The sequence below is a fragment of the Acinetobacter sp. CAU_H_S170_2 genome, from assembly GCF_058890445.1.
Map to the genome: position 1 here is coordinate 649,113 of NZ_JBZYAE010000001.1, position 21,254 is coordinate 670,366.

22 protein-coding genes are annotated in these 21,254 nt (G+C 42.0%); 12 read left to right on the forward strand and 10 right to left on the reverse strand.

Annotated elements, in window-relative coordinates:
* Positions 1 to 6 precede the first annotated feature (6 nt).
* Positions 7 to 2,061: a site-specific recombinase gene (locus AC5EUN_RS03185; RefSeq protein WP_029575090.1), complete on the reverse strand. Its 2,055-nt coding sequence runs from the start codon at positions 2,059 to 2,061 to the stop codon at positions 7 to 9.
* Positions 2,062 to 2,094: 33 nt separating this feature from the next.
* The gene (gene sdsA, locus AC5EUN_RS03190) at positions 2,095 to 3,072 is read right to left on the reverse strand and encodes an All-trans-nonaprenyl-diphosphate synthase (RefSeq protein ID WP_004982856.1); all 978 of its coding nucleotides are present in this window, start codon (positions 3,070 to 3,072) and stop codon (positions 2,095 to 2,097) included.
* Positions 3,073 to 3,539: 467 nt separating this feature from the next.
* Here sdsA and rplU point away from each other — a divergent pair, with 467 nt between their 5' ends.
* From rplU to AC5EUN_RS03230, 8 genes are all read left to right on the forward strand, one after another.
* Positions 3,540 to 3,851 (forward strand): 50S ribosomal protein L21, encoded by a 312-nt coding sequence (gene rplU / locus AC5EUN_RS03195; protein ID WP_004695441.1) that lies wholly within the window; start codon positions 3,540 to 3,542, stop codon positions 3,849 to 3,851.
* Between the two features lie 19 nt (positions 3,852 to 3,870).
* Entirely contained in the window at positions 3,871 to 4,125 is a 255-nt protein-coding gene (rpmA, locus tag AC5EUN_RS03200; RefSeq protein ID WP_004695443.1) for a 50S ribosomal protein L27, read from the forward strand.
* A 183-nt stretch (positions 4,126 to 4,308) separates the two neighbouring features.
* Complete coding sequence (locus AC5EUN_RS03205; RefSeq protein ID WP_010327332.1) at positions 4,309 to 5,469, forward strand: YadA-like family protein; 1,161 nt, start codon at positions 4,309 to 4,311, stop codon at positions 5,467 to 5,469.
* 220 nt (positions 5,470 to 5,689) lie between these two features.
* Positions 5,690 to 6,388 carry an outer membrane lipoprotein periplasmic chaperone LolA gene (gene lolA / locus AC5EUN_RS03210; RefSeq protein ID WP_010327331.1) on the forward strand — a complete coding sequence of 233 codons (699 nt, stop codon included), beginning with the start codon at positions 5,690 to 5,692 and terminating at the stop codon, positions 6,386 to 6,388.
* Positions 6,389 to 6,519: 131 nt separating this feature from the next.
* Positions 6,520 to 7,332 (forward strand): RsiV family protein, encoded by an 813-nt coding sequence (locus AC5EUN_RS03215; RefSeq protein ID WP_010327330.1) that lies wholly within the window; start codon positions 6,520 to 6,522, stop codon positions 7,330 to 7,332.
* 100 nt (positions 7,333 to 7,432) lie between these two features.
* Entirely contained in the window at positions 7,433 to 8,704 is a 1,272-nt protein-coding gene (serS, locus tag AC5EUN_RS03220) for a serine--tRNA ligase (protein ID WP_004695457.1), read from the forward strand.
* A gap of 76 nt (positions 8,705 to 8,780) precedes the next feature.
* Positions 8,781 to 10,157 (forward strand): siroheme synthase CysG, encoded by a 1,377-nt coding sequence (gene cysG, locus AC5EUN_RS03225; protein WP_010327329.1) that lies wholly within the window; start codon positions 8,781 to 8,783, stop codon positions 10,155 to 10,157.
* Between the two features lie 32 nt (positions 10,158 to 10,189).
* Positions 10,190 to 10,669, forward strand: a complete 480-nt coding sequence (locus tag AC5EUN_RS03230) for a tRNA (cytidine(34)-2'-O)-methyltransferase (RefSeq protein ID WP_010327328.1) — start codon at positions 10,190 to 10,192, stop codon at positions 10,667 to 10,669.
* A 24-nt stretch (positions 10,670 to 10,693) separates the two neighbouring features.
* Here AC5EUN_RS03230 and AC5EUN_RS03235 read toward each other — a convergent pair whose 3' ends face one another.
* Entirely contained in the window at positions 10,694 to 11,080 is a 387-nt protein-coding gene (locus AC5EUN_RS03235) for a winged helix-turn-helix transcriptional regulator (RefSeq protein WP_004695464.1), read from the reverse strand.
* A gap of 115 nt (positions 11,081 to 11,195) precedes the next feature.
* Between AC5EUN_RS03235 and AC5EUN_RS03240 the strand changes: the two genes are divergently transcribed.
* Both AC5EUN_RS03240 and AC5EUN_RS03245 read left to right on the forward strand, forming a co-directional pair.
* Positions 11,196 to 11,978 (forward strand): SDR family NAD(P)-dependent oxidoreductase, encoded by a 783-nt coding sequence (locus AC5EUN_RS03240; protein WP_050796979.1) that lies wholly within the window; start codon positions 11,196 to 11,198, stop codon positions 11,976 to 11,978.
* A gap of 90 nt (positions 11,979 to 12,068) precedes the next feature.
* Positions 12,069 to 12,623 (forward strand): flavodoxin family protein, encoded by a 555-nt coding sequence (locus AC5EUN_RS03245; protein ID WP_010327326.1) that lies wholly within the window; start codon positions 12,069 to 12,071, stop codon positions 12,621 to 12,623.
* A 65-nt stretch (positions 12,624 to 12,688) separates the two neighbouring features.
* Here the strand turns inward: AC5EUN_RS03245 and AC5EUN_RS03250 are convergent, their stop codons facing one another.
* The 6 genes from AC5EUN_RS03250 to rpoD all read right to left on the reverse strand — a co-directional run bounded on the left by AC5EUN_RS03250 (position 12,689) and on the right by rpoD (position 19,262).
* Positions 12,689 to 14,083 (reverse strand): APC family permease, encoded by a 1,395-nt coding sequence (locus AC5EUN_RS03250; RefSeq protein WP_010327325.1) that lies wholly within the window; start codon positions 14,081 to 14,083, stop codon positions 12,689 to 12,691.
* A 265-nt stretch (positions 14,084 to 14,348) separates the two neighbouring features.
* Positions 14,349 to 15,533 (reverse strand): iron-containing alcohol dehydrogenase, encoded by a 1,185-nt coding sequence (locus tag AC5EUN_RS03255; protein ID WP_010327324.1) that lies wholly within the window; start codon positions 15,531 to 15,533, stop codon positions 14,349 to 14,351.
* A gap of 1 nt (position 15,534) precedes the next feature.
* On the reverse strand, positions 15,535 to 16,014 hold the full coding sequence (locus AC5EUN_RS03260) for a hypothetical protein (RefSeq protein WP_171518820.1): 480 nt from the start codon (positions 16,012 to 16,014) through the stop codon (positions 15,535 to 15,537).
* Positions 16,015 to 16,146: 132 nt separating this feature from the next.
* On the reverse strand, positions 16,147 to 16,806 hold the full coding sequence (gene lipB, locus AC5EUN_RS03265; protein ID WP_010327322.1) for a lipoyl(octanoyl) transferase LipB: 660 nt from the start codon (positions 16,804 to 16,806) through the stop codon (positions 16,147 to 16,149).
* A 162-nt stretch (positions 16,807 to 16,968) separates the two neighbouring features.
* Positions 16,969 to 17,256 carry a YbeD family protein gene (locus tag AC5EUN_RS03270; protein ID WP_010327321.1) on the reverse strand — a complete coding sequence of 96 codons (288 nt, stop codon included), beginning with the start codon at positions 17,254 to 17,256 and terminating at the stop codon, positions 16,969 to 16,971.
* 122 nt (positions 17,257 to 17,378) lie between these two features.
* Positions 17,379 to 19,262, reverse strand: a complete 1,884-nt coding sequence (gene rpoD, locus AC5EUN_RS03275; protein WP_010327320.1) for an RNA polymerase sigma factor RpoD — start codon at positions 19,260 to 19,262, stop codon at positions 17,379 to 17,381.
* 434 nt (positions 19,263 to 19,696) lie between these two features.
* Here rpoD and AC5EUN_RS03280 point away from each other — a divergent pair, with 434 nt between their 5' ends.
* Complete coding sequence (locus AC5EUN_RS03280; protein ID WP_004982817.1) at positions 19,697 to 19,906, forward strand: PA3496 family putative envelope integrity protein; 210 nt, start codon at positions 19,697 to 19,699, stop codon at positions 19,904 to 19,906.
* Between the two features lie 70 nt (positions 19,907 to 19,976).
* Positions 19,977 to 20,501 (forward strand): YecA/YgfB family protein, encoded by a 525-nt coding sequence (locus AC5EUN_RS03285; protein WP_004695482.1) that lies wholly within the window; start codon positions 19,977 to 19,979, stop codon positions 20,499 to 20,501.
* Positions 20,502 to 20,618: 117 nt separating this feature from the next.
* Here AC5EUN_RS03285 and AC5EUN_RS03290 read toward each other — a convergent pair whose 3' ends face one another.
* Positions 20,619 to 21,221, reverse strand: a complete 603-nt coding sequence (locus tag AC5EUN_RS03290; protein ID WP_010327318.1) for a LysE family translocator — start codon at positions 21,219 to 21,221, stop codon at positions 20,619 to 20,621.
* Between the last annotated feature and the right edge of the window lie 33 nt (positions 21,222 to 21,254).

Genomic DNA, 21,254 nt, shown 5'->3' on the forward strand with positions numbered 1-21,254 from the left:
ACAAAATCATTTTGTATGGTGTTTTGTATTGTTCGAACTTTCATCAACTTCAAGAGGTACTTTCGGTGGCCAAAAGAAGTCACTTGGTCGCGTTAGAAAATGGGTTAAAACCAATTTTGCTAACGGTTTCCACTGTTCAAAACGTACCCGACGTGCACGTAAAGCCACAATAATCGTGAGGGTAAAACTGACAAATAAGTTCGTCAGACCAATAGCGAGTACCCCGAGGAAAGATACAATAATCAAGCCAATCTCAGGACTACCATTAATATTCATCAGGCCTTGAATGAAGTTTGCTGAAGCAAAGGCAATATGGCGAATATCTAGGGGTAAACCCAAAATATAACCAATGGTTCCCATACTTCCTAACATAATCCCGAACAGAAAATTACCCGCCAACGCACCTAAGTTGCGTTCTATATAGCCTGCAAATTTATCGAGTCGTTCTTGTCCCATGATGGTTTTGAGACGAGGGTGTGCTTTTAAGCGAGGGCCGACTTTGCGATAAACCGCCATATTGTCAAAATAACCCGCCAAAAGTCCCGATAAAAACAAACAGACACCCGCAATCGCGGCATGCGGAATGGCCAAAGAAGTGAAAGGGTTTAAGTCATGTAAGACTTTCGCCGCTTTTGCATGGTTGAGTAGCGGTTCGTGCATACCAGTTGCCCATGCCCAAGTAATAAACGCGGCAACAGGAATGGCAATTGAGATATTGCCTAAAATAGCAATAAACTGCGTGCGAATAATGTTAATAATCAGCGCCGCCAATTCAGCAATTTGTGCTGTTTTTGAACCTTTACGCTGTTGTACTGTTGCCGCGAGTGCCGCCGCGGTCATCGCTGGTTGTTTGGTTGCCACAGTAAAGTGCAACACATGAATCAACATAAACCCTAATGAGTAGTTCATGCTGTAAACAAAGGCTTGCATGAGCGGTGCCATGATCATTCGTGCCGACAAGATTTTCAGGGTGGCCATGGTTGCAATGATGACGCCTGCACCCGCTGCGGACTTATACATGGCTAAAAAGCCTTGTTTGTCTGTACTTACATAGTGTTCGCCCGTTTTACTGGCATTTTCAGTCACCTGTAAAGCAATCAATTCACTATTGGTCGTCAGTAAAGAGCGCACACTCCGTTCACTATAAATCGCAGCGGTAATGTCGACCAAGAGCAGGCTCACCGCTTCATAGTGTGCTTCGCCTTCTTCTACAATTAAATTGAGCAACAGTTCGACGCGGTCTAAGCATTGCTCAAGTAAGGAAATCAGATAAGTTAAACTGACACTGACCCCAATGCGTTTGGTCGCACGACGAATTTTTAATACTACATCACGACACTGCTCAATCATGACCAGTGCTTGAGAGGCATCGGGTGGGGCAACCACACTGGATGTTTCAGCTTCTTGATGTGCCTTTTTATACTGTTGAATGAATTCAACAATTTCGCGGTTCTGCACTAAAAAAGGCGATTCATATTCGGTCAGTTCAGGATGCGCATTAATAAACTCTGGATATAAACCAATACCACTAATCCGATAAGACAGCACCGTAATGGCTTTAATCACTTCACTGCGAATTTTGACTTTTTCTTTTTGATTGGCATGCCCGTGATTGAGCAGGTTAAGCAGTTGTAGCCAGTCACTGTCCCGGATGTTATCGAGCCAATATTTGTCACTTCGGTTGGGAAAAACGCGACGGACTAAATCTTGCAGTTGAGTTTCGTCATTAATCAGCGGGAGAAAATGTGCCCCTAAACGCTGTGACAATTGGTTCCAAAACCCATCTAAAGACAAGATACCTGTATCGGCATAAAGACTGGTTTGTTTATATTGGGAAATAAGCCGCAGTACAAAGCTTTGTAAGGTCGATGCGGCATCGGGAGTGATGAGTAAGGCTTGAATGAGCGCTTGAAATTTTTGATGGATTTCATCGGTTTGATACGCATCTATTGGACGAATACGCTCCACCAACTCAATTAAAAGTTGATCATTTAAAACAGCTTGAGGTTGCTCAAGCTGTTGCTGCATTTGAGAAAACAGATCATTAAATTTTATATGCATAGGCAAGTTAAAAACATTTTAAAGCATCATTTGTTATTGAATTCGATGTAAAGCCAGTTGGGTTAAATTGACCAGTGCTTGACGATATTGGCTGTCAGGTAAAGCCTGTAATGCTTGAAGTGCGGCTTCGGTTTCTTCATGCGCCCGTTGTCGGCAGTAATCTAGTGCGCCAGAACTGTTTACGATAGCAATGACTTGATCAAGATCTGCCGTTCCACCTGTCGCAATACTTCGACGAACAATGTCATGTTCTTCACCCGTTGTATTTTTCAATGCTGAGATTAACGGCAAAGTCGGTTTGCCTTCCATTAAATCATCGCCAATATTTTTACCTAATGTTTCAGCATCTGAGGTGTAATCCAAAATATCATCAATGATTTGAAAGGCATTGCCAAAGTGGCCTGCAAATAAACGTAGTGGTTCACGGTACTGCGGTGTCCCAGAAAGAATGGCAGCCCCTTCAGTTGCCAGTTCAAATAAACGTGACGTTTTACCGTGAATAATATCTAAATAAGTTTGTTCTGTGGTTTCAGGTTGGTGCTGTGCTTGAAGTTGTAGCACTTCACCTTCGGCAATTTCACAAGTCCCTGTAGAAAAATCTTTGAGTAAGGTCATATCACCGAGATCGACCAATAAATCAAAGGCACGTGAAATTAGAAAGTCACCCACCAGTACAGCGGTCTGATTGTTCCAAGTCGCGTTGGCCGTTGGGCGACCACGTCGTAAGCCAGATTCATCGACCACATCATCATGGACTAAAGTTGCGGTATGCAGCATTTCAATGATTGCAGCAAGTTTACGTTGGCGTTCAAGGTCTTCTGCACCACAGGCTTTGGCGGCCAATAAACACATAATGGGACGCATGCGTTTACCACCTGCTTCAACCACATGTTTACTCACCGCCATGACCAATGCCACTTTAGAGGTAATGCCTTCATTAATAAATGTGTCCATCGTGGCAAAGTCTTGAGCTACAGGGGCGAGAATATCTTGCTTAAAGTCGATGGTCATTTGAAGAGCGGCCTCATCTATATAAAGTGATAAAAATCAGCATTACCAGTATTGTGTAAATAGGGATACCTGTCTAAATGATTCATTTCAATCATAAATAAGACTCGCTAGTGTGCGAGGCTGTATTTTACGAAAGACAGTTCCTTATTTCCCCAATGTATAAGCGTACTGCATTTGTAGGCTTATTTACATTTTTAAAATCAATTCATCCATACTATAGCGGATTGATTTTAAAAATCTATTTCATTGTAAGCAAAGTCAAGCCAGAGTTGAACTGTAATTTGTTGATTGAGTTTTTCTCGATTATTAAATAATCGTTAATTTAGTCTAATAAGTTCGGCAAATCTCTTGTTGTTTGAGTCAATATCACTTAAAATCCTTGCCCTTGATTAACCCCAGTGGCGTTCGTATTAAGATCGATATCTTCCTTTATCGGCACGACGACACGGGCATGTTTGGAGTACATTATGTACGCAGTAATCCAAAGCGGTGGTAAACAGCACCGTGTTGTAGAGGGTGAAACCCTTAAAGTTGAATTGTTGAAAGCTGAAACTGGCGCAACTATTACGTTTGATGACGTATTAATGCTAGTAAATGGTGACAGCATTCAAATCGGTGCTCCAGTTGTTGCTGGCGCTACTGTAACTGCTGAAGTAGTTAGCCATGGTCGTCACGACAAAATCCGTATTGTAAAAATGCGTCGTCGTAAACACTACCGTAAACAACAAGGTCACCGTCAATGGTTCACTGAGTTGAAAATTACAGCTATTTCAGGCTAATCACGAGGAGTAATGAGACATGGCAACTAAAAAAGCCGGTGGTTCGACTAAGAACGGTCGTGATTCGAACCCTAAAATGCTTGGTGTTAAAATTTACGGTGGTCAATCTGTGACTGCTGGTAACATCATCGTTCGTCAACGTGGTACAGAATTCCACGCAGGTCAAAACGTTGGTATGGGCCGTGACCATACTTTGTTTGCAACCGCTGACGGCGTAGTAAAATTCGAAGTGAAAGGTCAGTTTGGCCGTCGCTACGTAACTGTTGAAGCGTAAGTTTTAATAGTAAGAAAAACCCACATTTTGTGGGTTTTTTTTCGTCTATTCATATTTTTAGCTTATTTTTCTTGTGTTTTTTGTATTTTGAGATAAAGCACTAAATATTAATAAATAGTGATTTGCATCACAAAAAAATAGGAGTGTAATAAAAAAACAAAACTAAAAGAAAGGCAGACAGATATGAACAAAATAGATACAAATGTCTTGGGCAATTCAGACAGCCAGATAACGAAAGTCTCTGGTCAGAACTTAAAACAAGAACATACTCATATTAGTACTGCAGTTTCTGCTGCAATGAATCTACAAACACTTAAGCCAAACCATTGTCTACAAAGGTTTGCTATGAACGTGCTTGTTTTAAGTGTGATTTTAATGACAGCGAATACAAATGTTTTTGCAAGTTCGTGTAATTCTAATCAAGACACAGATAGTTGTCCCGGAAGTGGAATACCAGGACCCGCAGGACCTGCAGGGGCTGATGGTGATAGTGCTTATCAGGTAGCTGTGAACAACGGTTTTATAGGTACAGAGGAGGCATGGTTAGAGAGTTTGCAAGGAACAGATGGTGTGGATGGCATTAACGGAACCAACGGACTGGATGGTAAAGATGGTAAAGATGGCGTAGATGGTCTTAACGGTCTTGATGGTGTGAAAGGAGATACTGGAGCACAAGGTGAACAAGGCCTCCAAGGCTTACAGGGTGAGCAAGGTATCCAAGGTGTGCAAGGTGAAACGGGAGCGACAGGATATAATGCTTATCAAGTTGCGCAAGTTAATGGTTTTGACGGTACCATTACGGAATGGCTCGCGAGCTTAAAAGGCGATATGGGTAATACAGGGATGACAGGTGCAACAGGTTTTAGTGCTTATGATGTTGCAGTTGGTAATGGCTTTGAGGGTAGCATTACTCAATGGTTGGCCAGCCTTAAAGGTACAAACGGTACTAATGGTATTTCTAAAGAAGTGATGGATGCTGCTGACACCTACATCCTGAATGAAGCAAAAACTTATGTGAACCAAGTTGGGCAACAAACTCTCAACCAAGCAAATGCTTATACCGATAGCCGTATAAATGCCTTGAACAGAGACATGCGAAAACTTGAAGATCGAACCTATGCAGCAGTAGCATCAAGTATCGCGATAGCATCTTTACCGCAACCGACAGATGCTGGCTACAACATGTTTAGTGCCGGTGTGGGTACATGGGAAGGTGAGCAAGGTTATGCTTTTGGTCTCAGTGGTGTGACTGATAGTAACAAATATGTGTATAAAATCGCAGTGACAACCAATAGCGAAGGTGATTTCGGTGCAGGTGCAGCAATTGGTTGGCAATGGAAATGACAGTGATAATTCTTAACCTCAGTTAGAAAAGCCTCTGCACATTCAGAGGCTTTTCTATATGTAAAGAGCACATCTGATCTTCATCATGATGGATATTTCACAACATTAAGCACCAATAAATATACAAATCTTCTTATATTCTCAATTATTAGCCATAAAATTTGATTTAAGATAGCTCATCTAACAAATTGCGACTGCGCAAATTATAAAAGGTGAGATTATGAAAATGCTTCGTAAGACTTTATGTGCAATGACAGTAGGTGTAGTAACACTTGGCCCTGTTATGAGCAGTACAGTATTTGCAGCTCCGGTTGCAGCATCGGAGCAACAAGCGACGACGAGTTTAGTGAAACAGTTGAGTGGTATCCAAAGTATCAGTTCTAACTTTGAGCAAACCACCAAAGTCACAAATTCATCTAAAGCACCGAAGAAACAAGGTTTATCTGCCCAGCACATGAATCAGACCTTTAAAGGGGTGATGAAAGTTGAGCGTCCAGGGAAATTCTATTGGGAAACTACAAGCCCTGCAAAACAAACCATTGTGACTTCGGGCAAAACGGTTTGGATTTATGATCCAGACTTACAGCAAGCAGTTCGTCAGACTTTAGATGAACAGGTGGCGAATACCCCTGCACTATTATTGTCAGGGAATACGGAACAGATTCGTAAGTCATATCGTATTACGCAACCAAATCAGAGCAAAACCTACTATACCTTGTACCCAAAAAGCGATGATGGTGCATTTCAAAGCTTGACGATCAGTTTTGGTGCGAAAAATGCGCCGACGCTAATGATCTTAGAAGATTCTTTGGGACAAACAACCTATGTGCGTTTTAATAACACCAAGGTAAATACCAATATTCCAGCTTCAACCTTTAATTTTACTCCGCCTAAAGGCACAGACATTATTGACCAATAATATGAGTCTGTTGTTCAAAACCACCTTCGGGTGGTTTTTTATTAGATCAAGTTCAGTTACATAACGTGGTGGGAAGTTATGGCTGTGCTTTGTATAGTCTGTGCTATTGAATACTTAACTGCGGGTAAATCATGATATTACTTCATAACAATAAAATTGGATCTGTCTTCGCAATGATGTTGTGTACGGGGTTGCTGAGTGCATGTCAGCCACAAAATGACAGTAACGCTGCAAAAAGTGAAGAGACAACTAAACCAGCTCAAGTCACACAGACTTTGCCACTGATTGAGGCAAAAGTTCGACCATTACAATTGGCACATTCTATTGCTTGTGATGAGGAAGGATGTACCCAATACCAGCTGTACAGCTTGGAAACCAATGTCCCATGGATCAATCAATATTTTGATGAACGGATGAAAAAAGCCAATCCTGTGGCATTTGAAAGTTTGAAGCAGTCAAAGCCACAGATTGATGAAAACATGCTCAGTGAAACTTTGTCTGATGTCCGTTATGTGGCGCAGCGTGGAAAATATGCTGATTTTGTCTTGATGTATTATCACTACCCAGCGCGTGCCGCACATGGCATGTATCACAACGAGTACATCACCTTAGATTTGGCAACGAAAAAACGGGTTGCGCTGAGTGATATCGTGGTAGACAAGACAGAGTCTCAATTATTAGATGCATTGTATGGTGCCAATAGCATGTGGCTGTCCGATCATAATATTTCACGCGAGCAATTGAAGCTGACCGATAATTATTATATGAGTGCCAAAGGTGTGGTGTTCGTCTATCCCTTATACGAATTAGCATCTTATGCAGAAGGGATGTCTGAATTGGTTTTACCTTATCAACAAGCCAGTGGCTTAATTAAGGCGGAATATTTGCCAAGTTTTGTCGATTATGCAGCTGAACGAGAAAAAGCGAGCAAAGAAAAGCCATAAAAATTGCTGTAATAAGCCACAGCTAGTGATCGCGTGACTGTATTTTTCGGCTTGAAGCGCTTACACTATAGCCAGTTTTTTTCTTTGCAAAAGATTGGCTATGATCGACCCGAAATTACTCAGAAATAATATTGAGGCTGTAAATTTAGCCTTAGCAAAACGTGGTGTACAACTGAATGTTGAAGAATGGGCATCACTAGAAGCTCGCCGTAAAGAGATTCAATCCAAAACTGAATCTCTTCAGGCTGAACGTAATTCGGGTGCAAAACAAGTTGGCCAAATTAAAAAAGCTGGTGGTGATGCATCTGAAATTATGACGCGTATGTCAGCGATTGGTGATGAAATCAAAGCTGCAGAAGTCGCTTTGTCTGAATTACAAGCTGAACTTGAAGCGAAATCACTCAGCATTCCAAACTTGCCAGATGAGTCTGTTCCTGAAGGAAAAGACGAAAGCGATAACGTGGAAATCCTCACATGGGGTACCCCGCGTACGTTTGACTTCGAAATTAAAGATCACACTGACTTAGGTGAGTGGATGGGTGGCCTTGAGTTTGAAACTGCGACCAAATTGACAGGTTCTCGTTTCAGCGTGCTCAAAGGACCACTTGCTCGTTTACAACGTGCGATTACCCAGTTCATGTTGAATACGCATACTTTGGAAAATGGTTATACCGAAGCTTATGTGCCGTATTTAGTCAATGCTGACTCACTCCGTGGTACAGGCCAATTGCCTAAATTTGAAGAAGATTTATTCAAATTACAAGGTGAAAAAGAGTATTACCTCATTCCAACTGCGGAAGTTCCTGTAACCAACTTCGTGCGTGATGAAATTATTGATGCAGACCGTTTACCACTGAAATATGCAGCACATACGCCATGTTTCCGTAGTGAAGCAGGTTCATATGGTCGTGATACGCGTGGCTTGATTCGTCAACACCAATTCGACAAAGTTGAAATGGTGCAAATTGTTAAACCAGAAGACTCAATGCAAGCGCTTGAAGAGCTTACAGGTCATGCTGAAGGGATCTTGAAAGCACTTGGTTTACCGTACCGTAAGATCATTCTTTGTGGTGGTGATATGGGCTTCGGTGCAACTAAAACTTACGATCTTGAAGTCTGGGTACCAAGTCAAAATACGTACCGCGAAATTTCTTCATGTTCAAACATGGGTGACTTCCAAGCGCGTCGTATGAAAGCACGTTACCGTGCAGATCAAAAGAAAACTGAATTTGTACATACGCTGAATGGTTCAGGTTTGGCTGTGGGCCGTACTTTACTTGCGGTCATGGAAAACTACCAACGTGCTGATGGTTCGATTGAAATCCCAACCGTGCTTCGTCCTTATATGGGCGGCGCTGAGTACATTGACTAATAAAGTCGATGTACTGCACAGTTTTGTGCACAATAATTGCTTTAAGACAGTCAGATAAAACTCATTGAGGTCGTGTGTGGATATTTTTCCAATCTCTTTAAAGTTGCAACAGCAACCTTGTCTGATTGTCGGTGGTGGGCATATTGCTTACCGTAAGGCAGTGTTGTTACATAAAGCAGGAGCGCTGATTCATGTCATTGCTCCTGATATTGATGCAAATTTATTGCAACTGGTTGAAGAAAGCCAAGGGCAATATATCCAAGCGCTATATCCTGCGCAGATTCAACTCAATGACTACCGTTTAGTGATTGCTGCAACAGATGATTATGCGGTGAATACTCAAGTCTTTGAGGACTGTGAAGCGCTGAAAATACTGGTCAACAGTGTTGATGATCCACCACATTGTCGTTTTATGGTTCCTGCCATTGTCGATCGTTCGCCTTTGGTGATTTCAGTGGCCAGCAATGGTACATCCCCCGTGTTATCTCGCCAAATTCGAACCCAGCTTGAAACCAGTATTCCACATGGGATGGGTAAGCTGGCTGAATTTTCAGGAAAATGGCGTGCAGCGGTGAAAGCGAAGATTTCTAATCCTGACGAGCGCCGTGTTTTCTGGGAAGATCTATATGCAAGTCCACTGAAAGAACAAGTTTTTCATGACAATCTGACAGAAGCAGATAGTTTAATCGAGCAAGCACTGGCAGAGTGGAAAACCCCGAAAGGTGAAGTGTATTTGGTTGGTGCAGGTCCAGGTGATCCTGAGTTGCTGACCCTTAAAGCACTGCGTTTGATGCAACAAGCCGATGTGGTGATTTATGATCGTTTGGTTTCCCCTGCGATTATGGAACTCTGTCGCCGAGATGCAACAAAAATTTATGTGGGTAAAGCCCGTTCTAACCATGCTGTTCCGCAAGAAGGCATTAATGCCTTACTAGTGGAATATGCCTCAAAAGGTCAACGTGTTTGCCGTTTAAAAGGTGGTGATCCTTTCATCTTTGGTCGTGGTGGTGAAGAAATCCAAGAGCTTTTTGCTGCAGGTGTACCATTTCAAGTAGTGCCGGGGATTACTGCCGCTTCGGGTTGTTCGGCTTATGCAGGCATTCCTCTGACACATCGCGATTATGCACAAAGCGTGCGTTTCCTTACCGGACATTTAAAAGAAGGTTCGCCTGAGTTACCGTGGGATGAGTTGGTCTATCAGAATCAAACGCTTGTGCTGTACATGGGCTTGGTTGGTTTAGAAAAAATTTGTGAAAAGTTAATTGAGCATGGCCAGCGTCCAGATATGCCCGTTGCTTTGATCTCGAAAGGTACCACGCTAGAACAAAAAGTGTTGGTCGGGACCTTAGCGGATATCGCATCAAAAGTTGAAGAAAATCATATTCAAGCGCCTACATTGACCATCATTGGTGATGTAGTGAGTTTGCGTGAACAATTACAGTGGCAAGATTAACTTTTGCCATATTGAAAGAGTAGAGAAAAGCTGTGATCCATGTTGTTTTATACGAGCCCGAAATTCCTGCAAACACAGGGAATATCATTCGTTTATGTGCCAATACTGGAGCGCAGCTGCATTTGGTTAAGCCACTTGGCTTTGAGCTGGATGATAAAAAACTCAAACGTGCAGGTTTGGACTACCACGAGTGGGCGCGCATGCAAATTTGGGAAACATTCGATGAGTGTTTAGCAAATTTAGCTGAAAAAGGTGTCGATATAAACGCGATTTATCCTCTAACCACCAAAGGAACGGAAACACCGCATACTTCGGATTTGAATCGCCCTGTGGCTTTACTCATGGGACCTGAGACACGTGGTCTGCCTGAACAGGTTCGTATGTTGTTTCCAAAAGAGCATTGGATTCGTTTGCCCATGGCTGAAAACTCGCGCAGTTTGAACTTATCCAATGCGACAGCCGTGATTGTGTATGAAGCATGGCGTCAGCAGGGTTTTAAGCCTTTAGCCTAATCAAATTACTGTGACAGAGCCCGCTTAAGCGGGCTCTGTTTTTTCTAGCTTTTGATCGAATCCAGCTCTGGATTTTAAAACTTTAAGCATATTGGCTTCGACCCAATCTTTCATTTGATAGGCATTTTGAGCAAAGTCTTTGCCAATTTCAGTTAACGCATATTCCACTCGAATCACATTGTCTTCATGAATGGTTCGCGTCAAAAAACCATCGCGCTCTAAGATCTTTAATTTTTGTGACAGTACTTTAGGTGAAATACCTAAAACATTTTTCTTAAGCTCATTAAAGTGCTGTGACTCTTGATCCAGCGTATACACAATCAATAAAATCCACTTGTCTGCAAATTTTTCAAAAAAAAGACGAGCAGGACAATCTGGATGAAAAATATTAAATTTCATTGGCTTATTCATTTCTAATCATGCTCCTTTTACGTTCTATCTTCATTTGAAACAATCAAACAGACCAGTTACTAAGTGGTAACTAATTGATACTAAGTTTCATAAGTGTATCATGAATACAGACTTAATGCAGCGCTGTCATCAGACTACGCTTTCGCAAGATACTGGCAATTGGATGGATCACATAATGAAAGTTTCAGAGGCTGTTGTTTTTATTACGGGTGGGAATCGTGGCTTAGGACTTGCCATGGCTCGGGAGGCACGTCGTCAGGGCGCTAAAAAGATCTATGTGGGTATGCGCCAGATTGGGAGCTTTCAGGAAGAAGGTCTTACCCCGATTCAACTGGATGTAAATGACAAAGCATCTATTCAGCAGGCAGCAGAACAATGCGCAGATACCACAATTCTTGTGAATAACGCGGGCATTGAGCTTTTGAATGAACATCCTGTCGATGCCAGTATTATCACGACTACGCAAAAGATTTTGGAAACCAATTTATTGGGTTTGATGTGGGTGACGCAAATTTTTGTTCCGATCTTGCAAAAGAACCAACAGGCTTATGTGGTCAATATTCTCTCGGATGTATCTTGGGAGCCAAGCACTGTTTTGACCAGTTATGCCATTTCTAAGGCAGCAGCATGGTCCTATACCAACTCAAGTCGTCAGTGGTTGTCTCAATTTAATATTCAGGTCATGGGGGTGCATGTGGGTTTTATTGACACCGATCTGACTCGTTCATTACCTATTCCAAAGATTGCGTCAGAAACAGTAGCCCAAGAAGTCTTTCAAGGCATCGAGCAAAATGCTTATGAAGTTTTGGTCGGTGAAAAGACCCAGCAGTTGAAGCAGGGTCTAAGCGCTGAAGTTGCAAGTTATGTGAAGCTCAAGCCCGATCAGGCCAGTGTTTAAGATATTTCATACTATTTATTTTTAATGGTTTACGCAGCGTCATGCTTGACGAAGCAATGCCAATCAACTAATTCAAAAGAGGAAACTAAAATGTCGAATATTTCAGTGGTTTTTTATTCAGGCTATGGACATACCAAAGTGATTGCACAAACTTTTGCGCAAGAAATTGGTGCAAATTTGGTGGAGATTGACCCAAATGGCGACATTTCAGAGCAAAATTGGCAGACATTGGATCAATCTGATGCAATTGTATTTGGTGCACCAACTTATATGGGTACTGCACCGTGGCAATTTAAAAAGTTTGCCGATGCATCTTCAAAAAAATGGTTTACTCGTGCATGGCAAGATAAAATTTTCGGTGGCTTTACCAATAGTGCAAGCTTAAATGGTGATAAGCAAGTGACCTTAATTCAACTGCAAACACTTGCATCGCAGCATGGCGGTATTTGGGTAAGCTTGGGCTTATTGCCTGCCAACAGTAAAGCGGCAACCCGTCAAGATGTAAATAATTTGGGTGGTTCTGTAGGTTTGTTGGTTCAATCACCATCGGATGCAAGTACGGATGAAATCCCAGCCGGGGATCTCGAAACCACAAAAGCCTATGCACAACGTATTGCTAAAATGACTAAACAATTTAAGGGCTAGTTTTTTAGCTCTAGTTTAAAAAAGAAAAAGACGCACTTGGCGTCTTTTTCTTTTTGAATGAAAGATTAGAGCGGATCGTCAAATTCATTATGTTGTGGTGCAGGTTGCTTAAAGCCTTTGGTTTTATAACCTAAGTATAAAATACCAAACATTGCCCACCATAAACCGAATTTCAACGCGGTTTCTTCAATCTCTAGCCACATGGCAAAGATACTGAGGAATCCACACATTGGAATTATCACAAAGCTCAAGATATCTTTAATATTCTTTGTGCGGCCATCACGCAGTGCATATCTTGAAATCACCGATAAGTTTACAAAGGTAAATGCAGTTAATGCACCGAAGCTGATCATCGAAATGACGATGTCTAAGTCCATGAAGCCAGCGGTTAATGCCACAGCACCTACAATGAGAATGTTATAAGACGGTGTGAAGCTTTTCGGACTAATGTGACCAAAAATCTTCTTGTTAATCACGCCATCGCGGCCCATCACATACATTAAGCGTGAAACGCCTGCATGTGCCGAAATACCCGATGCCATAACAGTTACAATTGCGAAGTACAGCACCACCGTTTTAAACGCAACACCACCGACGGCTTGTAAAATGTCAGGCTGTGTTGCAGCAACATCTTCAAAGTAAGTCTTTGGATCGTTCGGGAAGTAAATCTGCATGAAGTAGGTGCTGATAATAAAAATCACACCAGCCAAGAGTGCCGTTAAGAAAATCGCTTTAGGTAGAGTTTTCTCGGTATCTTTTGTTTCTTCTGCCAGCGAGCTGAGCGAGTCAAAACCTGTGAATGAGAAGCACAGCAAAGTCGCACCTGTAATCAGGGCACCCAGTGAAGTAAGCTCATTCCAGAATGGCTCTAAACTCCATAACTGATATTTTGCATTGACCAAAGTACCATCTGCGTTGACGCCACCAGCAAGTAAGCTGTAAACCATCCACGTGAAGTAAGCAATCACACCTAACTGTACAAAAACGATCAAACCATTAAAGTTTGCAACGAAGCGTGCACCACGTAAGTTGACCGCGGTCATAAATGCAGTTAAACCAACCACCCAGACCCAATGGTTTACATCAGGGAATAAGGCTTCAAGGTAAATCACGGCAAGAATGATGTTGACCATTGGAGACAATAAATAGTCTAACCATGATGACCAACCGACCATAAATCCGACATTCGGATGGATGGACTTTTGCGCATAGGTATAGGCTGAACCCGAGGAAGGGTAGCGACGAATCATGTGACCATAACTGATCGACGTGAATAAAATTGCAATTAAAGCAATGATATATGACGTTGGCACATGATAATGACTTTCTTCTGATACTAAACCGAAAGTATCAAATAATGTCATTGGTTGAATATAAGCTAAACCAATAATAATGATGTGCCAGAGACCTAGCGTTTTTTGCAGTTTAGCTGCCGATTGAGTCCCAGAAATATTAGTCAACGGCGTTATCCTCTTAATCGTTGATCAAGGATCAGTCATGTTTAATAAGGATCGTTTGAGACGAACGATCCCCCCTGTGTTTAATTTCAAAAGTGCGCCAATCTACATTAATTTGGCCGCTTTTGTCAGTAACTTTTTCAGATTTTTTAGCAGTTTTTATGCCAATAGGTATAAGGAAAGCATTATTCCTTATGGCAAATAAAAGCCCGATGTTTAAAAAAGCATCAGGCTAAGATTGTCGCTATATTGGCTGATTTTTTATGAATTACCAAGCTTTTTCTAAAATTGCTTTTAAATCTTTTAAGCTGGCTTCTTTCGGGTTGTAAATGATTGAACCATCGTTGAGGGCCTTTTCTGCGACCTCATCGAGTTGTTCTAAGGTTACTTTTCCTGTTTCACTCAAGGTACGGGGTAACTTGGTTAGGGTAAATAAGCGATCACGCATGGTGAGTAATGTGCTGATAGCTTTGTCTGCACGTAAGTGAGCAGGGGTCTGCGCATAAATGTCTGGCCCTGCAAGCGGTAACAAGAGCTCTGCAATCTTGTCACCATTCACTTCCTTGTTAAATTCAAGGACATAAGGGAGAAACAGGTTCATGCATAGTCCATGCGGCAAGTGTGCAACTGCACCTAAGGCATGTCCAAGTGAGTGTACAAGGCCCACCATCGAGTTTGAAAATGCAATGCCAGCCATGGTCGAAGCTTGAGCCAATTCTAAGCGGCCGTTGGCATCACTTGGATTATCCAGCACATTAAACAAATGATTGCTGACTTTTTTAATTGCTGCCGTAGCATAGGCATCTGAAATCGGATTGTGTGCCATGCATGTATAGGCTTCGATGGCATGGGTCATGGCATCCATTGCGGTCATCGCAGTTAAGTGCGGTGGCAGGGTTTGGGTCATGCGTGGATCGAGAATCGCAGCATGCGGCATTAGATAGTACGATGCGAATGGCAGTTTGACATTTTTCTCTGGATCAGACACCACGGCAACCATGGTAACTTCAGAACCTGTACCTGACGTGGTAGGGATCACAAAAAAGGGTTTGAGTGGTTTAGGTAGGTTGTGTGCCCCAGAGTATTTGAGTAAGTCATCACCACCTTCAGATACCAAAATATTGGTGGCTTTCGAGGTGTCAATCACCGATCCGCCACCGACAGCAATAATTGCATCGCACTGATGTTCACGATATAAATTGGCCGCTTTACGCACCGTCTCTAAGCTCGAATCGGGTGGAACATCATCAAAAATTGCACCAATCACCGCATCGGTAGACTCAAAAGCCGCTTCAATGGGTGCAAGTAAATTGTTGGCACGAACACCTTTGTCGGTAATGATTAAAGGTCGGGTTGCGCCTAATGTTGCCAGTTCAAACGGAATGTGTTCTAAAGCAGCATGACCAGCGATCACTTTTACAGGACAGAAAAATTCGTAATAAGGCTTCGCCATGTTATGCACTCCGTTTTAAATATGATTGGGCTACTTTGAGATAAATATTTGCAGCACCAGTGAGTTTTTCTTTTAAGCCCAATTCAGTTGGGTATTCTTTGACGGCAAGTTCAGCGATCATTTTCGGTAAAATCAAGGATTCCATTTTATTCAGACAGCGTACGAGGCGAATCGCATACGAAATATCGCCATCTGCAATCATACGGTCGTGTGCAAAAGCTTGTGCTGTACTTTCTTGAAATGAAAACACCAAAAAGGCGTGGCTTAGATGTTTAAAGGTGATGGTTAAATCTGCCTTTAAACTTCCCGGAGTGAGTAGTTCGAGTTGATGGTTTTCGGTCACTTTGGCTAAAAAAGCCGGGCCGTTTGGAAAAACATTCATCGATAAGGTGAAATTGGCTGGAAATTTTGCAACTTCTTGCTGAATTTCACTATCGACTTGGCTGGCCATGACCAATCCTCGGCCAATCACATCCATCATAAGTTTGACATAGGTCAATTGCAGAGCGGGTTTCACTGAATTTACGTTAATCACTCGCTGTTGTCCTTTCTAAAAATAATTATTAGTTTAGAGTAAATACTCTAATTTATTTTTCCATGAAAAGCAAAGCCTTTATATATGCTGTACTTGAACTTCTTTAAAGTAACCGCTGTGCTGTAAAGTTTCAATAATGTCGGCACATAAGTTTTCAAAGTGCGGGTAGTCTGGTTTGAGGTCTGAGATACGCACCATTTCTAAGCCCGCATAGCCGCATGGATTAATGGTGTGAAACCCAAATAAGTCACAATCAATATTTAAGGACAAACCGTGATAACTGCGGCCTTTACGAATTTTAAAACCCAATGAGCCAATCTTGCGTCCATCGACATACACGCCGGGTGCATCAGGTTTGGCATAGGCTTCAATCTCATATTTTTTGAGTAACTCAATCATTAGGTTTTCAGCATAAGACACCAAGGTGCGGACGTTCCAACCAAGTCGGTTGAGGTCAAACATAAAATAGGCAACCAACTGACCAGGACCATGCCAAGTGACTTGCCCCCCGCGATCCGTTTGTACCACGGGAATGTTGCTGCTCATGAGGATGTGTTCAGGTTTTCCAGCTTGACCTTGGGTGAGCACGTCATGATGTTGCAAAATCCAAAGTTCATCTGGTGTGTCTGCATCTCGTTGTTCAGTCAGTGCTTTCATTTCTACAAAGCGGTCAGCATATGAAGTTAAATTATCAAACTGGCGAATAATGAGTTGTGGTTTGAGAACGGCATCTGACACGGCACTTGCGTCCTTATAAAACAAAAAGTATGTCTGAAATTATAAAGAAAAGATCTAGAGCGTAGGGGGATTTCTTCAGTGAATAAGCTGAATTCAATAGATCAAAAATTTAGGCACAAAAAAACACGCTCGTAAGCGTGTCTCATTGATACATCATTTGAATTACAGCGCCGTTTTAATTAACGGACAAGCCGCAAGGTCTGCATACAGTTGATGAACTTGTTCTAATTCTTCAAAACGCAATTGAGCAGTTAAAGAATGGTATTTACCTGTGCGTGATGGCTGGACTTGGATCGATTCACCATCAAATTCTGGGAAATGTTTGACTAAAATTTCAACCACTGCAACATGTAACTCAGTGCTGGCAAAGCCAATGAGTTTGATCGGGTAGTCCATAGGGAATACCCAAAGATGTTCTTGTAATTCACGTGATGGTGTACGGTCTAACATAGTCATGAGCGTCAGTCCCCCTTATTTCAAACGCCTGCGAAACTGCAGGCGTTAGGTGTTGCTCTTAAATACTTAATGGAGACTCGAGATTAAATTTCAAGTCTCCAATGTATCGGTATGAATTAGTCGTTTTCTAGGAATGAACGTAAGTGTTCAGAACGAGAAGGGTGACGTAATTTACGTAGTGCTTTCGCTTCAATCTGACGAATACGTTCGCGCGTCACGTCAAACTGTTTACCTACTTCTTCCAAAGTATGGTCCGTTGGCATGTCGATACCAAAACGCATTTTCAAGACTTTCGCTTCACGTTCAGTCAAGTTTTCAAGCACTTCACGAGTTGCTTCTTTTAAGCCTTCAGATGTTGCAGCATCGACAGGTGAAGTGATGTTGCTGTCTTCAATGAAGTCACCCAAATGCGAATCTTCATCATCGCCAATCGGTGTTTCCATCGAAATTGGTTCTTTGGCGATTTTCAGCACTTTACGCACTTTGACTTCGTCCATTTCCAAACGTTCACCGAGTTCTTCAGGTGTTGGTTCACGTCCCATTTCTTGCAGAAGTTGGCGTGATACACGGTTGATCTTATTAATGGTTTCGATCATGTGTACTGGAATACGAATGGTACGTGCTTGGTCGGCAATCGAACGAGTAATGGCCTGACGAATCCACCACGTTGCATAAGTCGAGAACTTATAACCACGACGGTATTCAAACTTATCTACCGCTTTCATCAAACCAATGTTACCTTCTTGGATCAAGTCCAAGAATTGTAAGCCACGGTTGGTGTATTTTTTCGCAATCGAAATGACCAAACGTAAGTTTGCTTCAACCATTTCTTTTTTCGCGCGGCGTGCTTTCGCTTCGCCTACAGCCATACGTTTTGAGATCTCTTTGATGCCTTTAACATCAAGGCCCAAATCTTTTTCAATGTCTGCAATTTTTTGTTGGAACGCTAAAACGTCAGGGCGTACTTTTTCAAGATAGCCTTTTTGGTCTGGCGAAGCTTTCGCAATTTGTTCATCTAACCAAGCAAAGTTGGACTCTTGGCCTGGGAAAGAGGTACGGAATTGAGTACGATCCATACGACCACGACGTACTGCATAGCGCATTACTTCACGTTCAGAGGTACGGATTTGTTCATGTGTACCACGAATCATTTCTGAAATGATGTCAAATAAACGTGGTGTAAATTTGAACATCATAAACACAGTTGCAAGTGACTCTAAAGCGTCTTCTGCTTCTTTGCTTGAACGACCATGTTTCTCGATGATGGTTCGGGTGTTTTTCCAAGCCGCAGTCAGTTCGTCAAAGCGCGCTTTGGCAATTTCAGGATCTGGGCCAGATTCACCTTCAGAATCATCATCACTTTCAGACTCTTCTTCTTCCTCGTCGTCATCCAATTTCACATCTTTGGTAGACTTGGTTGAAGAGTCTTCTTCATCAATTTCTGACTCTTCTTCAAGGACTTCTGGAATCGCTTCATCAGTTTCAGGGTCTAAATAACCTGAAAGGATGTCCGCAAGACGACGTTCGCCCGCTTCATAATCTTTGTATTCTTGTAATACCACTTCAACCGCATTTGGCCAGTAAGCAATCGAGTGAAGAACGTCACGAATCCCTTCTTCAATACGTTTTGCAATACTGATTTCGCCTTCGCGCGTCAACAGTTCAACAGTACCCATTTCACGCATATACATGCGGACAGGGTCTGTGGTACGACCAGGCTCATTTTCTACAGAGGCAAGAACAGCAGCGGCTTCTTCTTCAGCAACTTCATCGGCAGCTTCATTACCACCCTCAAACATTGCATCATCAGATTCAGGCGCACGTTCGTGCACAGGAATACCGACGTCTTGAAGCATTTGAATAATGTCTTCAATCTGTTCGCTTTCAGTGATCGAGTCTGGGAGATGATCGTTAACCTCAGCGTAAGTTAGGTAACCTTGCTCTTTGCCTCGGCTAATCAGAGCCGCTACTTGTGAAGTAGGGGAAGTCATATCGCTCATCTTTGCTTACTCTTCGTTGAATCTGTGGCAGTGGAAAATTGTGCATCTGGGCACAATTCGCTTCATAAACTTATTTGTAAATAACTGCGTATTCCATCAGAGATAGTCAGCCAAAAGCTGCCTGATAAAATATTAAAAATATAAATTCAGTGATTTAGATGGGGGTGAATTTGTTGTTTTCAAGTTCATCCCGAGCGTGCTCAAGTTCAAAACCCAAATTTGAAATCTGAACAATTTGGATTTTATGTGACCATTTTAAAGTCGTAAACTACAAAGACGCAGGGTGGATTATATCATGCCATAAAAATTGGTTAGAAATAAAGACTAAAAATCAAATTAATTGCTCTAAATTCAAATAAAACTTGACAAGGTTCTGGAACCCATATAAATAGCGGCTAAGACCCTTCACATTTTTTCACTATGAGGTAGTTTTAGTGTCTTCTACAGATTTTGAACTAGATGATAACTACGCTGATGATGATGTTAATTTTGATGAGTCATCAAGTAAAATTAGTGCGAAAGAATCATTAGAAAAACGTCGCCTGATTGATGACCTTCTTGCACAGCGCCGTTTGGAACGTGAGCTTAAAGATTTTGATTACGACATCGACGATGATGACGATTTTGACGACGAAGAAGACTAAAATCAGATGTAGCATCGTGTCTGAAAATGCTATGCTAATGCCCTAATCAGTTTCTGAATTTGGATTTGAAATGAGTGCTTTAGATTTAGACTTATTGAGTGAATATCTAGATGGTGACCAAAATGAGTATGGTCTAGATTTTGCAGCGACTCATGGTTTCTTGTGTGCAATTGCAGTTGGTCCTACTTTTGCAAAATGGTTGGATGAACTTTTTGATAATAATCAAAAGAAAGTGCCTGCCGAGATCATCGCGCAAGTGAAAGCTTGGCTTGAGTCTATTCGTCAAAACCTTGCCAATGAAGAAGGGATTGAATTTCCTTTTGAAATTGAAGAGGCAGATGTTGAGTCAAGCCTAGGGGATTGGAGCGTTGGTTTTGTCGATGCAATGTTCCTCAATGAAGATGCATGGTTCACGCCTGAGTTTGAAGAGCAACTGGTCGATCTTACTTTACCAATTATGGTATTTAGTGGGATTGATGAAGAAGATCCGCAAATGGAAACTTTCCGTCGTAACGGTCAGTTAATGGATGAGCTTGCAGAAGAAATTCCAGAGAACTTAAACGAACTTTATCTCATGTATCATACGCCAGCATAATTGTTCTTGCGTCGTGACATCAGCGACGCAGGCATTAGCAAGCAAATAAAAAAACGTCCCTAGAGGACGTTTTTTTATGCCCAAATTTTAGGGTCTAAACGCAGGTATCACTCATGCTTAGTTTGTGAGAAATAAGCAAAGTCCTAAAGTTGCGAGTACGGTACCGGTGACACGGTTAATACTCACTTGTTTGCGTAAAATTTTATTTCGGATCACTGGGGTAGAGCAGAATAGTGAAATGAGCAAAAACCACAGCAGATGACTGGCCGAGATAAACATGCCATAACCGATTAAATGCATCAGACCATGATTGCCTCGCAACAACTGTGCAAAGATACTCATCACAAATAGCGTAGTTTTGGGATTTAAGCTGTTGCCAAGAAAGCCTTGTGTAAATGCTTGCCGTGGATGCAGTAAAGCATGGGTGACATGGTCACTAATTTGCTGTTGGGTAAATGTTTTGTACCCGATATACATCAGGTACAGCGCACCAATATACTGAATGATATGCAATAGGTTCGGAATGTAGTGCTTTAAAAAACTGAGCCCTAGTACACTATAGCTAATGTGTATCCATACAGCACAAGCAATACCATATGCGGTATAGATCCCTTGTTTACGCCCATATAGATAACTATTTCGGCTGACCAAAGCGAAGTCAGCACCGGGACTGATGACTGCAAGTAGGGTGATGATTGCAATCGCTATAATTTCATTCACTCATTGATCCTTGTTCGGGTTGAATTAAAGGAT

Coding starts and splice junctions, on each gene's coding strand:
- AC5EUN_RS03185 (WP_029575090.1), bottom strand. CDS start 2,061: ATGCATATAAAATTTAATGATCTGTTTTCTCAAATGCAGCAACAGCTT.
- sdsA (WP_004982856.1), bottom strand. CDS start 3,072: ATGACCATCGACTTTAAGCAAGATATTCTCGCCCCTGTAGCTCAAGAC.
- rplU (WP_004695441.1), top strand. CDS start 3,540: ATGTACGCAGTAATCCAAAGCGGTGGTAAACAGCACCGTGTTGTAGAG.
- rpmA (WP_004695443.1), top strand. CDS start 3,871: ATGGCAACTAAAAAAGCCGGTGGTTCGACTAAGAACGGTCGTGATTCG.
- AC5EUN_RS03205 (WP_010327332.1), top strand. CDS start 4,309: ATGAACAAAATAGATACAAATGTCTTGGGCAATTCAGACAGCCAGATA.
- lolA (WP_010327331.1), top strand. CDS start 5,690: ATGAAAATGCTTCGTAAGACTTTATGTGCAATGACAGTAGGTGTAGTA.
- AC5EUN_RS03215 (WP_010327330.1), top strand. CDS start 6,520: ATGATATTACTTCATAACAATAAAATTGGATCTGTCTTCGCAATGATG.
- serS (WP_004695457.1), top strand. CDS start 7,433: ATGATCGACCCGAAATTACTCAGAAATAATATTGAGGCTGTAAATTTA.
- AC5EUN_RS03235 (WP_004695464.1), bottom strand. CDS start 11,080: ATGAATAAGCCAATGAAATTTAATATTTTTCATCCAGATTGTCCTGCT.
- AC5EUN_RS03240 (WP_050796979.1), top strand. CDS start 11,196: ATGCAGCGCTGTCATCAGACTACGCTTTCGCAAGATACTGGCAATTGG.
- AC5EUN_RS03245 (WP_010327326.1), top strand. CDS start 12,069: ATGTCGAATATTTCAGTGGTTTTTTATTCAGGCTATGGACATACCAAA.
- AC5EUN_RS03255 (WP_010327324.1), bottom strand. CDS start 15,533: ATGGCGAAGCCTTATTACGAATTTTTCTGTCCTGTAAAAGTGATCGCT.
- AC5EUN_RS03260 (WP_171518820.1), bottom strand. CDS start 16,014: ATGATGGATGTGATTGGCCGAGGATTGGTCATGGCCAGCCAAGTCGAT.
- AC5EUN_RS03270 (WP_010327321.1), bottom strand. CDS start 17,256: ATGTTAGACCGTACACCATCACGTGAATTACAAGAACATCTTTGGGTA.
- rpoD (WP_010327320.1), bottom strand. CDS start 19,262: ATGAGCGATATGACTTCCCCTACTTCACAAGTAGCGGCTCTGATTAGC.
- AC5EUN_RS03285 (WP_004695482.1), top strand. CDS start 19,977: ATGAGTGCTTTAGATTTAGACTTATTGAGTGAATATCTAGATGGTGAC.